General features: G+C 71.8%; 12 protein-coding genes. 5 read left to right on the top strand and 7 right to left on the bottom strand.

What is annotated here, in order from left to right; all coding sequences use genetic code 11:
• Positions 1-2: 2 nt before the first annotated feature.
• The 5 genes from ACIA5D_RS00625 to ACIA5D_RS00605 all read right to left on the bottom strand — a co-directional run bounded on the left by ACIA5D_RS00625 (position 3) and on the right by ACIA5D_RS00605 (position 4,010).
• Positions 3-371 carry a DUF3037 domain-containing protein gene (locus ACIA5D_RS00625; RefSeq protein WP_396027701.1) on the bottom strand — a complete coding sequence of 123 codons (369 nt, stop codon included), beginning with the start codon at positions 369-371 and terminating at the stop codon, positions 3-5.
• Positions 368-1,090 carry a HipA family kinase gene (locus tag ACIA5D_RS00620; protein WP_396027700.1) on the bottom strand — a complete coding sequence of 241 codons (723 nt, stop codon included), beginning with the start codon at positions 1,088-1,090 and terminating at the stop codon, positions 368-370. The genes ACIA5D_RS00625 and ACIA5D_RS00620 overlap by 4 nt, the downstream gene beginning before the upstream one ends.
• Positions 1,091-1,325: 235 nt before the next feature.
• Positions 1,326-1,880, bottom strand: a complete 555-nt coding sequence (locus ACIA5D_RS00615) for a hypothetical protein (RefSeq protein ID WP_396027699.1) — start codon at positions 1,878-1,880, stop codon at positions 1,326-1,328.
• A gap of 127 nt (positions 1,881-2,007) precedes the next feature.
• Positions 2,008-2,814: an ArsR/SmtB family transcription factor gene (locus ACIA5D_RS00610; protein ID WP_396027698.1), complete on the bottom strand. Its 807-nt coding sequence runs from the start codon at positions 2,812-2,814 to the stop codon at positions 2,008-2,010.
• A 92-nt stretch (positions 2,815-2,906) separates the two neighbouring features.
• Positions 2,907-4,010, bottom strand: coding sequence for an MBL fold metallo-hydrolase (locus tag ACIA5D_RS00605; RefSeq protein ID WP_396027697.1), 1,104 nt, complete (start codon positions 4,008-4,010; stop codon positions 2,907-2,909).
• 240 nt (positions 4,011-4,250) lie between these two features.
• Between ACIA5D_RS00605 and ACIA5D_RS00600 the strand changes: the two genes are divergently transcribed.
• Positions 4,251-5,708 carry a deoxyguanosinetriphosphate triphosphohydrolase family protein gene (locus ACIA5D_RS00600; RefSeq protein ID WP_396027696.1) on the top strand — a complete coding sequence of 486 codons (1,458 nt, stop codon included), beginning with the start codon at positions 4,251-4,253 and terminating at the stop codon, positions 5,706-5,708.
• Between the two features lie 46 nt (positions 5,709-5,754).
• A complete protein-coding gene (locus ACIA5D_RS00595; protein ID WP_396027695.1) occupies positions 5,755-6,153 on the top strand; it encodes a DUF2809 domain-containing protein in 399 nt (132 codons plus the stop codon).
• 230 nt (positions 6,154-6,383) lie between these two features.
• Here the strand turns inward: ACIA5D_RS00595 and ACIA5D_RS00590 are convergent, their stop codons facing one another.
• On the bottom strand, positions 6,384-9,101 hold the full coding sequence (locus ACIA5D_RS00590; RefSeq protein ID WP_396027694.1) for a tetratricopeptide repeat protein: 2,718 nt from the start codon (positions 9,099-9,101) through the stop codon (positions 6,384-6,386).
• 219 nt (positions 9,102-9,320) lie between these two features.
• Here ACIA5D_RS00590 and ACIA5D_RS00585 point away from each other — a divergent pair, with 219 nt between their 5' ends.
• The 3 genes from ACIA5D_RS00585 to ACIA5D_RS00575 are packed head-to-tail and all read left to right on the top strand — an operon-like array spanning position 9,321 to position 11,860.
• Entirely contained in the window at positions 9,321-9,899 is a 579-nt protein-coding gene (locus ACIA5D_RS00585) for a GAF domain-containing protein (protein ID WP_396027693.1), read from the top strand.
• A gap of 26 nt (positions 9,900-9,925) precedes the next feature.
• On the top strand, positions 9,926-10,813 hold the full coding sequence (locus ACIA5D_RS00580) for a diacylglycerol/lipid kinase family protein (RefSeq protein WP_396027692.1): 888 nt from the start codon (positions 9,926-9,928) through the stop codon (positions 10,811-10,813).
• 54 nt (positions 10,814-10,867) lie between these two features.
• Complete coding sequence (locus tag ACIA5D_RS00575) at positions 10,868-11,860, top strand: tetratricopeptide repeat protein (RefSeq protein WP_396027691.1); 993 nt, start codon at positions 10,868-10,870, stop codon at positions 11,858-11,860.
• An 11-nt stretch (positions 11,861-11,871) separates the two neighbouring features.
• Here the strand turns inward: ACIA5D_RS00575 and bioD are convergent, their stop codons facing one another.
• Positions 11,872-12,585: a dethiobiotin synthase gene (gene bioD, locus ACIA5D_RS00570; RefSeq protein ID WP_396028552.1), complete on the bottom strand. Its 714-nt coding sequence runs from the start codon at positions 12,583-12,585 to the stop codon at positions 11,872-11,874.
• Positions 12,586-13,425: the final 840 nt, after the last annotated feature.

The following is a 13,425-nucleotide window of genomic DNA, read 5'->3' as shown; positions in this document are numbered from 1 at the left end:
GGCTATCTGACCAAGAGCTCCAGCAGTCGCTCCAGCTCGGCGGCCGGGTCGGCGGCCAGGCCCATGTGGACCGGGCCGGCACGCAAGATGGTGCTGCGCGGGGCGACCAGCCAGCGGAAACGCTCGCCCGGCTTCATGTCGACAGCCGCGCCGGCGCCATTGCAGGTCGCCTCCCACGAGGTCAGTGCGGCGGTGATCGCAGCGACGTCGGCCTGCGGGTCGAGGCAGCGCAGCCGTTCCTCGTGCAGGTGCGTGCGGGCGGCCAGGAAGTCGAGGCGCTGGCAGTAGAGAACCACGCCGACGTTGATCAGCTCACCGCGTTCGATCCGAGGGACGGCCTGGATGATGGCGTACTCGTACGGGATTCTCATGGCAGCCACGCCTCCGGCTGAGCGGCCCGCCGGGTCAGATGGGTCAGGTAGGCGTCGCGGTCGCCGTCGTCGAGCCACTCGTCCGGGACCAGCTCCAGCACCTCGGCGAGCAGTTCCGGGGTCAGGCGCTCGGCCAGGGCGGGACCCTCCGTGGCCAGGGCGGTGGCGTATGGCTTGAGCACGTGGTCGTCCCATTTGTAGGGCCGGTGCACCACGCTCTCGGCGCGCGGCCAGTTGTGGTGGAAGTAGAGGGTGGCGCCGTGGTCGATCAACCAGAGGGCGTTGTGCCACATCAGGAGGTTCGGATTGCGCCAGCTGCGGTCGACGTTCTCGACGAACGCGTCGAAGGCGACGACCCGGGAGGCCAGGGCCGGTTCGACCGGGTGGGCGTTCGGGTCGTATCCGAGCGAGCCCGGCAGGAAGTCCATGCCGAGGTTGGCGCCGGCGCTCGCCTTGATGAGCTCCTGCACCTCCTCGTCGGGCTCAGCCCGCGCGACGACCGGGTCGAGGTGCACGACGGCGAGCTCGGGCACCGGCAGCCCGAGGCGTCGTCCCAGCTCTCCCGAGACCACCTCGGCGACCAGCGCCTTGGGCCCCTGCCCCGCCCCGCGAAACTTCACCACGTAGGTACCGAGATCGTCGGCCTCGACGACCCCGGGCAGCGACCCACCCTCACGAAGGGGCGTGACATACCGCAGAGCATTGACCTGACGAAACACGCCGCCAACCCTAACTGCCCCTGATCAACGAGAGGCCCGGCCCCCGCAACCGACAGTGAATCCACCCAGCTCTTCGGCCCGCCGGCTCTTCGGCCGCCAGCTCTCCCCGCCAGGCTGTTGGCGGCTGGGTCTTCACCCGGGCCGCGAGGGCGCCGACGAGTTTTGCGGGGAACGGCTGGGCCGCGGGTGGATGCCCGCGGCCCAGGGACGGAGTGACAGGAATTGAGGTGATCGGTCAGACGGTGTCGGGGCCCTGGCGGCGTAGCTCGTCGACCTTTGTCATGGCCTGGCGCAGGTCGGAGAGCCACTCCTCGGTGTGCTGGCCGACCAGCTTTACGCACCAGGCGAGGGCCTCGGAGCGGGAGCGGGCCACGCCGGCGTCCACCAGGGTGTCCAGGATCTGGCGCTCCGGCTGGCGCAGGCGGGTCATCACCGGGGCTGCCAGGTGGGTGAACAGCTCGTTGGTGTCGCCGCAGCGTAGGCCCCAGGCGACCTTTCGCTGGTAGCGATGTTCGATCTGGCGGGCCACCCGGATGCGGTCGTCGCGGGTGTCTTCGCGGAACTGGTTGATGCGGCCTGCCTGGGCCGACGCGCGGTCGGCGTCGGTGGAGTCGGGGCCCAGGTCGGGCTCGGGCACGCGGGCCCAAATGATGATCTCGTCGCGGTCGACGACCACCTCGGGGCGTTCGGTGAACCAACCGTCGGGGATGGCGCCGGTTACCCAGGCGGCGGCGTCATCGGCGTTGGGGGGCTCTACTCGGCCTCCCGGTGGAGTGGGACGAAAGCGCATTCCAACCTCCCCATACGAACGTGATTACAGGATTACACCGTTACAGCGGTTGCTGCCATCACGTTCGCTGGGGGCGGAAACACGCGGGTGGAAAGACGCGGGCGGGGAGGCCGGCGGGCGGAGTTGGTCAGTCGTGCTTCGCCATCTGGGCGTCGCGGAGGGCGGCGTGCATCTCCCACGGTGGCTGCGGGAGGACGTGGCCGGTCTCGAGGAGGGACTTGAGGTTGGCGAAGACGGCCGGCCAGCCGTGGGAGATGGCCTGGACTGCCTCGTCGTCGGCGAGGTTCTCGTGGGTCACGGTGAGGCGGACTATCTCGTGGTAGGGCTCTATGTCGAAGGTGACCGTCGAAGGGGCGCCGGCCGAGCCGGCGGGGTCCTCGAAGGTGATGACCAGGCGCTTCGGGGGCATGGCCTCCAGGACCTCCCCTACGACATCCGCGATGCCGGAGTCGTCGGTGCGGACGTGCTTCCACGGTGAGCCGGGCTGCCAGTCCGAGACGTTGCTGTGGCCCCAGTAACTCGCCGTGAGGTTGGCGTCGGTCAGGGCCTCCCAGACTCGCTCGGGAGTGCTCTGGATGTAGGTGACGTAGACGTACGCGGGCTTCTCGGTCATGTCTCGCTCCTCCGCGTTCTGCTTGATGGCGGCCAGCGCGCGCAGCCTCGGCTCCTCGAAGGGGGCCAGCCACCGCTGCTGGATGTCGTAGATCGGGACCGGGTTGAGGTAGTGCAGCTTCTCCCGGCCGCGACGGACCGTGCTGATCAGGTTGGCCTCTTCGAGGACGGACAGGTGCTGCGTCGCCGACTGGCGGGCTATGTCGAAGGGGCCGCAGAGCTGGCCCAGCGTCTGGCCGTCCTGTCTTCGCAGGCTGTCGAGCAGCCGTCGCCGGGAAGGGTCGGCGAGTGCCTTGAACACCTTGTCCATGTCGCTGCTCACGAACCCATTATGCAGGCAGACACCTGCATAACGTCAAGTGAGCACACGAAAAAAGGGCGACCGCCGAAGCGGTCGCCCTTTTTGAGCCGGGATCAGGCGATCTGCTGCCACCAGCCGTCGACGGCGGGCGGGTTGTCGACGTCGACGCGCTCGCCGGGGCGGGGGATGGCCAGCCGTACGTCGCGGGCCTTGGCCTCGGCCCACGCGCGGTTGGCCGGCTCGGGCCACTCGTGCAGGGCCAGGTTGAACGTCGCCCAGTGCACGGGGATCATCAGGCCACCCTGGACGTCGACGTGCGTGGCGACGCCGTCCTCGGGGATCATGTGGATGTCGGGCCAGGCGTCGCCGTACGCGCCGACCTGGATCAGCGTGACGTCGAAAGGGCCGTGCTCGCGGCCGACCTCGGCGAAGCCGGGGAAGTAGCCGGTGTCGCCGGAGTAGAAGGCCTTCCGGGTGGGGCCGTTGATCACCCAGCTGGTCCAGAGCGTCTCGTCCCTCGTGAAGCCGCGGCCGGAGAAGTGGCGGGCCGCGGTGGCGATGAACTCGAGGCCGGCGACCTTGGCGCGCTCGTTCCAGTCGAGCTCGATGATGCGGGTCGCGGGGACGCCCCAGCGCTCGAGGTGGGCGCCCACGCCCAGCGGGACCAGGAACGGCGCGGCCTGGAGGTCGACCAGGTTCTGGATCGTCTCCATGTCGAGGTGGTCGTAGTGGTCGTGGGAGATCAGCACGGCGTCGAGCGGGGGCAGGTCGCGCAACGCCACCGGCGGCTCGTGCAGGCGCTTCGGCCCGGAGAGGCGCGAAGGGGAACAGCGCTCGCTCCACACCGGGTCGAGCAGGACGCGGCGGCCCTCGATCTCGACCAGCGCGGAGGAGTGGCCGTACCAGGTGACGTGCAGGCCCTCGGCGTCGAGGCCGGGCATCGGGGCGACCACCGGGATCGGCAGGCGCGGGTGACGGGCCTCGCGGTCGCGCAGGGCCGCGGCGGCCAGGCGCGGCATGGACGCGGGGGTCACCTCGGCGGCGGGGACGGTGTTGTGGAACTTGCCGCCGGAGTACTGCGGGCTGGCCAGGACGCGGGCCAGGCGGTCGCCCTTGGACTTGCCGCCCATCTGGCGGGGGATGTCCTTGGCCACCCACACCGCCGCGGCGCCCAGTGCCAGCGCCACCAATGCTCCGGTACGTCCTCGCTTCGCCATCCGCCCAGTCTGACGAACCGGAGTCGTGGTCCGCCACCTGCGTGACGGCGATGGGGCCCGTGACTATCGACACCCTTCAGAAAGCTAAGGCAGGGCGGCCCGGAAAGCCGGGGAGCGGCCGGGTCGGAAAGCCGGGGAGCGGCCGGGTCGGAAAGCCGGGGAGCGGCCGGGTCGGAAAGCCGAGCCGGGGCGGTGGCCGGGGCGCGGGGCCGGTGATCAGGGGCGGTAACGTTGCGGGGCATGGACGACGCGCGGGCTCAACGGCTCTTCGGGGACAGCCTGGTCGCGCCGGGTGATCTCGCTTCCGGCCCGTACCGGGTCGACCGGGACCGGATCGTCAGCTCACCCTTCTTCGCTCGGCTCGCGGGCGTCACCCAGGTGATCAGCCCGGGCGGGGCCGGCCTGCTCGTGCACAACCGGATGACGCACAGCCTCAAGGTCGCCCAGGTGGCCCGGGCGATCGCCGAGCGGGTCCTAAAACGCGATAAATCGGATTTGTCGGAGAAGTTGGGCGGATGCGACCCCGATGTCGTGGAGGCTGCGGCTCTCGCTCACGACCTCGGGCACCCGCCGTTCGGGCACCTCGGCGAACGGGTGCTCGATCAGCTGGCCCGGCACCGGCTGCGGATTCCGGACGGCTTCGAGGGCAACGCGCAGTCGTACCGGATCGTGACCAGCACCGAGATCCGGGGCGAGGCCACGATCGGGCTCAACCTCACCAACGCGGTCCGGGCCGCGATCCTCAAGTACCCGTGGACCCGGCACGGCGAGGCCCGGTTCATGGACCCGCCGCCGCGGGGCGCCACGCCGCCGCCGGACGACCCCGAGGGCGGATCGGCCAAGTTCGGCGCCTACCTGACCGAGGTCGACGACATGGTCGCCGCGCGAGCGCCGTTCGCCGGGCGGGTCGCGGACTGGCAGCAGACCGTCGAGGCGTCGGTGATGGACACGGCGGACGACATCGCGTACGCGATCCACGATCTTGAAGACGTGCACCGGGTCGGCGTGCTGCAGCAGGGCGCCGTGGCCGCCGAGCTGATGGCCTGGCAGCGCTGGGGGCCGGCGACCGATCTCGGGCGGGCCGGCGGGGCGATCGAGTCGCTGCGGCGGCAGCTGCACCGCAAGGACGGGTGGATGGCCGACGACGAGGCGTTCTCCGCGGCGGTCGAGCTGGTGCGGGCCGAGCTGGTCGACGGGCTGCTGGCGCGGCCGTTCGACGGGTCGTTGGAGGCGGAGGCCCAGGTCGGCGCGTTCTCGGCGACCTGGACGCGGCGGCTGGTCGAGTCGATCGAGCTGGTCGGGCAGCCCGCGGTCCGGTCCGGGCACGTGCAGCTGGCCACCGCGCAGTGGCACGAGGTGCAGATCCTCAAGTTCGTGCAGAACCGGTTCGTGCTGGCCCGTCCCGACCTGGCGCTGCACCAGCGCGGCCAGGCCCGGCTGCTGGCGTCGCTGGTGGAGGCGCTGCTGTCCTGGCTCACCGACCCCGACGAGGAGCAGCGGATCCCGCGCCGGCTGGGCGACCTGGTCGAGCTGGCCGAGACCGAGCTGCCGGAGGGCACGCCCGACCGGATCGGCCAGGCCCGCGGCCGCGCGGTGATCGACTTCGTGGCGGGGCTGACCGACAACCAGGCCGTCGGCCTGATGGAGGCCCTCTCCGGCCGCTCGCGGCAGCTCTGGACGGATGCGTTCGTGCTCTGACGTGCCGGGGTGAGGTTCTTCGGCGTTTGCATGATCGTCGTGTCGGGTGGCGTTCGGGATCCGGGTCATCACCGGCTCGACGCTCGAGACCACCGGGGCGCTGGAGCAGATCTCGGGTACGGCGTTGTATGCGTCCGCCTTCTACGGCGGCCTGTTGTTCCTCTTTCCGCGGGCGAGGGCGGCCGTGCTCGCGGCTGCGTCGGTGGGCTTCTGCTGGGCCGTGGAGCTCTTCCAACTCACGGATGTTCCGGCGCGGCTCGCCGAGCACAGCGTGGTGGCGCGTCTGGTGCTGGGTGAGAGCTTCGACCCGGCCGATCTCGCGTGGTACGTGCTGGGGGTGGCGCTGGCCGTGGGCGCGCATCGGGCGTATGTGGCCGCCGGCCCGGTGGCCGGGGACGGCCCGGAGGTGCAGCCGGCCGGTCCGCTGCGGCGGGGACGGCGATAGCTGCGGTTGGGGCGCGGCCCTCGCCTCGTACGAATAAATGGTCTTGATTCAGCGTGCCGGGTTGAAGGCGGCGGCGATATAGCGATATAAATTGCCTATCCCGACATATTGATTATATCGGGAATTTGTCAGCCCTCATTTCGTCCGGTGTCGTCCGGGATCGACCCTGTGGATCTTCGTGGCGGCGCAATCTGGTTTCGGGTGGGGCCGGGGCGGCGGCTCCACCCGATTCAGCCGGCCGGCTCGGGAAAATCGGCCAGCTCGGGGAAATCGCGCAGGAGAGCCGCGGCGAGCGGGCTCTTCACCTCGCGGTACGTGGCGAGCGCGGCGCGGAGGTGGGCCTGGTCGGACGAGGACCGGCCGATGCCCTCGTGGGCGCGGGCCCGCTCGAGCGGGACGTTGGTGTGCTCGGAGAGCGCGAGCGCCTCGCGGTGACGGGCGGCGGCCTCGGCGGGCCGGCCCAGCGTCAGCTCCACCCGGCCCAGGTTGTTCAGGGCCTCCTCGAGACCCGGCCGATAATCGAGGTCGCGCAACACGGCAATGGCAGCGATGATTTCCGTACGGGCGTCCGCGGGGCGCCCGAGGTGGTGCAGGGCGTTGCCGAGCTCGTTGCGGGCGACCGCCTCGCCGAGCGGGTTGCCAAGGTCGCGGAACTGCTCGATCGCCCGCCGCTGGCAGGCCGCCGCCGTCTCGTGCTCCCCGGCCAGGCAACGCGCGACGCCCAGCTGCGAGAGCGCGTCCGCCGACCCGAGGCGCTCGCCGAGCTGCCGGAAGATCTCGAGCGCCCCGGTCAGCGAGTCGATCGCCGCCGTGTAGTGGCCGCCGAGATACTGCGCGGGGCCGAGATAGTTCAGCGCGGTCGCCTCGCCCAGCCGGTTCTCCAGGCCGCGCGCCAGATCGCGGGCGGCGGTCAGCGTCGCGGCGGCGGGCTCGTAGCGGGCCAGCAGGTACTGGGTGACGCCGTACTCGGCGAGGGCGGTCGCCCGGCACGGCAGATAGGTCGAGCGGCGTGACGTCGCGGCGGCGCGCGCGGCGATGTCGTGGGCGCGCTGGTAGTCGCCGGACAGCCGTGCCGTGACCGCCAGCGACGTGGTCGCCATCGTCTCGCCGGTCGGGTCGCCGAGCTCGGCGAAGCTGCGGGCCGCGTCGGTGAGCACAGCGGTGGCGGCGGCGAACCGGCCGTCGAAACGCAGCGCCATGCCCAGGTAGTTCAGCGCGTCGGCGCGGTCCACCCCGGACTCGGCGAGATCGGCGGACTCGCGCAGGGCGGCGATGGCGTCGGCGTAGCGGTCCGCGAGGGTGCACGCCAGGCCGTACGCCATCAGGGCCGCGGCGACGCCTTCACCGGTGCGGCGGGCGGCGCGCACCCCGGTCTCGTGCACCTGGAGAGCCAGGTCCCAGGGGCCGGCCTGCCGCAGGTACGGGAAGACCGCGTCGGACAGCGCCGCGACCTCGGCCGGATGACGCTCCCAGGACCGGGCCACGCAGCCGGCGATGTTCGCGACCTCGGCCCGCAGCCAGCGGGTCGCCGACTCGTGCGTGTTCACCGGCGGGCCGGGCGCGGCTCGTTCCGCAGGACGCGGGCGGGTCGCATAGAAGGAGCAGGCCTCGCGGGCGGTGTGGAGGAAGTAGCGGAGCAGCCGGCCCTCCGCCCGCTCCCGTTCGGCCGGCGTGTCGTCGTCGCCGCGGCGGATGGCGTACTCGCGGATCAGGTCGTGGAAGCGGAACCGGTCCTGGCTCGCCTCGTCGATCAGGTGGTTGGCGTAGAGGCCCTCCAGGCGGGCCGCGGCCACGTCCCGGCGGGTGTCGAGGACGGCCGCGGCGGCCCAGGCGTCCAGGTCGACGCCCGGGTGCACCGACAGGCGCCGGAAGCTCTCCCGCAACGTCGGGTCGAGCGCGCCGTACGAGACGTCGAACGGGGCATTCGCGGCGCCGTCGCCGCCGAGCTCCTCGAGGAGCCGCTCGACCGACCAGGACGGGTGCATGCGCAGGCGGGCGGCGAGCAGCGACACCTGCAGCGGCAGATAGCCGCAACGGGCCACGACGGTGCGGACGGCCTCGTTCTTCTCGCCGCCGGCGATGGCGGCGAACAGGTCGCTCGCCTCGTCGGGTGTCAGCGTGTCCACCCGCAGTGGCTGGGCGTGGACCAGGCCGGGCATCCGGTTGCGGCTGGTGATCAGCACCAGCGAGCCGGGCGCGCTCGGGATGAGGGGCTCGACCTGCGCGGCGTCGACCGCGTCGTCGAGCAGCAGCAGGAAACGCTTGTCGTGGGTCTGATGGCGCCAGATCGCGGCCCGGGCGTCCGTGTCGACCGGCATGACCGCGGGCGGCACCCCGACCGCCCCGAGCAGCGCGGCCAGCGCTTCCGCGGTCGTCAGCGGCTTGCGGTCGGGGCGGTGGCCGCAGAGATTGAGGAAGAGCCGCCCGTCCGGGAAACGGTCGCCGAGCTGGTGCGCGGCGTGGACGGCGATCGCGGTCTTACCCACGCCCGGCATCCCGTCGAGGAGGAGCACCGCCTCCTTCGCCGCGAGCAGCGCCTCGATCTCGGCATGCCGCCCGACGAACGAGACGATGTCCGGCGGCAGTGACTCGGTCGCGACCGGCGCGTCCTCGTCGACGCGCCGCCGCCGGCGCTCGGCGTCGAAGATCTCGACCAGCGTGTTCAGCTCGGCGCGCCACCGGGCCGGGTCGACCGGCAGGCTCATGACGTTGCCGTGCTGCCGTGCGTAGGTCACGCAGGTCTCGACGTACGGCCGGACGAAGTCCCATTGCGGGGGCTCCTTGACCTCGCCGTTCAGGACGGCGTAGAGCTGGCTGCGGCCCCGCGGGATCGCCGGGTTGCGGGCCAGCGAGTCGATCGAGGGGCCGCCGGCCTCGAGGCGCAGGCGCCGCAGCCGCGAGCAGAACGACCGAAGCGCCTCGGCCGCCGAGGTCGTCTCCTCCGTCATGGACCCATGGTTGCCCCCGGGCATCCGGACTGGCACCCACGGACGGGTGATGAATGGTGGGATGCTCTCCGGCGTGGAGTCTCACACCTTGTGCGACTTTCATGTTCAGGACGCGAGGGTGGCATCAAATCGGTCATCGTGACCATTGCTTCGCACCGGGGCGGTTTCTAGGCTCGGCGTGTTCCGTCAACGATCAGGTGTGCGAGGGGGTCTCCACCCATGACCAACAGCAATCCGACATCGTCGAGCGCCTATGAGTACCTGGACAACGTCGGTCCGGAGGAGCAGGCGCGGCTCGAGGCCGTCCGCCGCTACCGGCTCGTCGATCAGCCGGTCGAGGACGCGTACGACCGGATCGCGTTCGTCGCGGCGGCCATCTTCGACACCCCGATCGCCACGGTGTCGCTGGTCGAGCAGGACCGGGTGTGGCTGGCCGCCTGCCAGGGCCTCGGCGGCGTGCGCGAGGTCGGCAAGGAGCCCGGCCTGTGCGCGTCGGTGATCGCCCAGGACGACGTGTATGTGATCAACAATGCGGCCGTCGACCCGCGCACGCTCGAGCACCCGCTCGTCCGCGGCGAGCTCGGCCTGCGGTTCTACGCGGCCGCGCCGATCCGCACCCACGACGGCTACCGGCTCGGGACGGTCAACGTGATCGACAACCGGCCGCGCGACGCCACGCCGCGCCAGCTGCGGGCGCTCGAGCACCTGGCGTCGATGGTGTCGGACGAGCTCGAGCTGCGGCTGATGGTCATTCGCAGCGCTGCGGCCGAGCAGCGGATGCGCGAGACGGTTAGCTGACGGCCGATATCGGGTAGTGCGCAGGCATGCGCACCCCCCGAACCATCGCGGTTGTCGCCCATCAGCGGAAAACGCTCGACGGTGGGCTCGACGAGTTGCGTCGCCGGCTTTCGTCCTTCGGAGTGTCGGAGCTGCTCTGGCACGAGGTGCCCAAGAGCCGGAAGGCGCCCAAGAAGGTTCGCGCCCTGCTGAAGAAGAAGCCGGATCTGCTGATCGTCTGGGGCGGGGACGGGATGGTGCAGCGGACGCTCGATGTCGTCGCCGGCACGAAGACCCCAGTGGCGATCATGCCGGCCGGCACGGGCAATCTGCTGGCCACCAATCTCGGCATACCGGCCAACCTGGAAGAAGCGCTTGATATCGCGTTTCATGGCCGTCGGCACCGGATCGACCTCGGGAAGCTCGGCGGCGAGCATTTCGGCGTGATGGCCGGTGTCGGCTTCGACGGCGCCATGATCCGCGACGCCGACCGGAAGCTGAAGGACCGGCTCGGCAAGCTCGCCTACGTCTGGACCGGCCTGCGTCACGTCAACGGGGAGCCCGCCTCCGCCCGCATCATGGTCGACGGCGTGAAGTGGTTCGACGACGAGGCCAGCTGCGTGCTGATCGGCAACGTCGGCACGATCACCGGCGGCATCCAGGCGTTCGACGACGCCCAGCCTGACGACGGCTGGCTCGACGTCGGCGTGGCCACAGCCCACGGCGCGCTCGAGTGGGCGCGGGCACTGGGCACGATGGCGGTCGGCCGCTCCGACCGGTCCCCGTTCGTCCGCACCACCCGGGCCCGGCGCATCGACGTCAAGCTCAAGACCAAGATGGAGTACGAGCTGGACGGCGGCGCCCGCTCGTCGACCAAGAGCTTCTCGGCCGTGGTCTCGCCGGGCGCGGTGAAAGTGTGTCTCCCGCGACATTGATCAAAAGTCCACAATGTATCGACACGGGGCGTTGCTGTGTGATCACATCCGGCTATGACCCCTTCCCCCGGGCCTGATCGCGAGTCGTGGCAGCGCGACTTCGAGCAATTGATGCACGACGATCCGGGTGGGGCGGCCGACGCCCTCCTGGTGCTGTGGCCCGACGTCGAGTCCGATACCGGCATGGTCGACCTGCTGCGCGCCAACACCGAGGCTCTGCTGCGCAACGGCGGCGGCGCGCTCTGGGCGGGCGGTCTGCATCCGGTCGTGTTCCGGGCCGGCAACAGCCTCTCCCACCAGGGCCTGCTGCCCGCGGCCACGGCATTCTGGGAACGCCTGCTGCCCGTCGCGTCGGGACGCCTCGGCGCCGATCACGCCGACACGCTCACCATCAAGAACAACCTCTTCTGGGCGTACGGGCGCGGCGGCGACCCGGCACGTGCCCTCGACGGCTTCCGCGACCTGCTGGCAGCCCGCAGCCGCGTGCTGGGACCCGACCACGAGAACACGCTGGCCACCCGCCACGCGATGGCGACCTGGCAGGATGCCACCGGCGACCACGCCGGCGCGGCCGCCGCGATGCGTTCGCTCGTCGACGACTACGAGCGCACGCTCGGCCCCGACCATCGCGACACCCTGAACACCCGGATAGCCCTGGTCGAGATCGTCGGCCCGGCCGACCCGGCGGCGGCGGTGGCCGAGCTGCGCCCGCTGCTGGACGACTTCCGCCGGGTGCTCGGCCCCGACCACCCCGAGGTCCTCGAGGTCGAGGTCGAGCTTTCGTCGTGGCTGGCCGAGACGGGCGCTTTCGACGAGGCGTTGTCCCGGGTCGACCGGTTGCTCGACGACTACGAGCGCGTCCTCGGCGCGGCCCACCACGACACGCTGATGCTGCGCTTCCTGGCGGCCGACATGCGCGCCCGCACGGGCCGCCACCGCGAGGCCACCGAGGCGATGCACTCCCTCCACGGCGACGTGGTCGGCCTGATCAACCAGGGGCGCCACGAGGTGGAAGACCTGAGGACCTCGATCGAGTCCTGGTCCTAGCGCGCCGCGGGTCAGTGGCCGTCGGTTTCCTCGGCCCAGACACGCCAGTTGTCGATGACGCCGTACAGGGGTGGGGTCAGCCAACCGGGCGCGGAACGGCGGAAGACGCCGGGTTCGATGTGGCCCGCGCCGTCGGGGAGAGCGCCCATCAGGTGTGGGAGCAACTCGGACAGGTTGGCCCAGTGGACCAGCTCGGGGTCGGCGGGCCAGGCGCCGATCACCACTCCGGCCGGGACTCCCCGGCGGTTCAGGGCTTCGAGGGTCAGGGCGGTGTGGTTGAGGGTGCCCAGGCCGGCGCGGGCCACCACGACGGTCTTGACGCCCAGGGTGATGGCCAGGTCGGCCAGCGTCCAGGCCTCGCCGGAGGGGCGGACGCCCATGGGGACCAGGAGGCCGCCGGCGCCTTCGACCAGGACCAGGTCGTGCTTGTCGGCCTCGGCGCGGATGGCGTCGACCACCTCGTAGAGCTCCAGCGGGGGCAGCTGGGCGACCGTGGCGGCGGCCAGGGGCGCCATGGGCTCGGGGTATTCGGCCAGGGTACGGGTGGTGTCGGGGGCGGCCAGGCGGGTGATCACCTCGATGTCGGTGGGCGCGCCGGTGGCCGTGCCGGTCTGGCCGGGCTTGATGACGGCCACCCGCAGGCCGGACGCCTGGGCGGCCGCGGCGATCGCGGCGGTGACGATGGTCTTGCCGACGTCGGTGTCGGTGCCGGTGACCAGGACGATGCCGCGCCACTCGCCGTGGTCGGGGCGCTGGGGGGCGGGCTGGGCCTGGGCGGAGAGCTCGGTGGCGACCTCGTCGCCGAGGGATTCGCCGAGGGATTCGCCGAGGGATTCGCCGGTGGATTCGCCGGTGGTGAAGTCGTCGGGGGTCAGCTCGGGGCCCACGGGAGCGGGGGGAGCCGGGGCCGGGGACACCGGGGCGTCCAGGGGAGCCGAGGCCGGCTCGAACGGCTGAGGGCCATCGGGCGTGCGGACGGGCTCGGCCGGCGGCGCGGTCTCCGCGAGCGGCGCGGGCTCGGCGGGAGGGGCGGCCTGGGCGGGAGGGGCGGCCTGGGCGGGAGGGGCGGCCTGGGCGGGAGGGGCGGCCTGGGCGGGAGGCGCGGCCTGGGCGGGAGGCGCGGGCTCGGCGGGACCAGGTGCTTCCTCCGCCGGGGCGGTTTCCGCCGGCCGGGTCGTCTCCGAGAGCGAGGCAGACTCCACTTCGACGGCGCGAGTGGTGTGAAGGGCGACGGGCCGCTCGGAGTCCTGGTCAGCGGCGGCGGAGTCATCCGCGGGGACGAGGGCCGGCTCGTCGTCGCTGCCGAGGAAGTCGTCGGCGGTCAGCGGCTCGGCGTCGGCGAGGGCGGGCTCAGCGTCCGCCGGACCAGGATCCGCCGGCCCAGGGTCCGCCGGTTTGTCGCCTGCCGGCTTGTCGGCCGGGGAGTCGGCCGTCGGGGGCTGGGCGGGGTCGTCGCTGCTTGTGGCGTTGTCGTCCGGGCTGGTGTCGCCGTTGCGGGCTTCGGTGAGCAGCGATGTGGACGCAGGGGCCGGGCGCGGTGACGGGACCGCGGGACGGATGGCCAC

The organism is Actinoplanes sp. NPDC051513 (assembly GCF_044454685.1).
Classification (GTDB): Bacteria; Actinomycetota; Actinomycetes; order Mycobacteriales; family Micromonosporaceae; genus Actinoplanes.
Note: the sequence above shows the minus strand (reverse complement) of the source record. Positions and strands in the feature narration are given on the sequence as shown.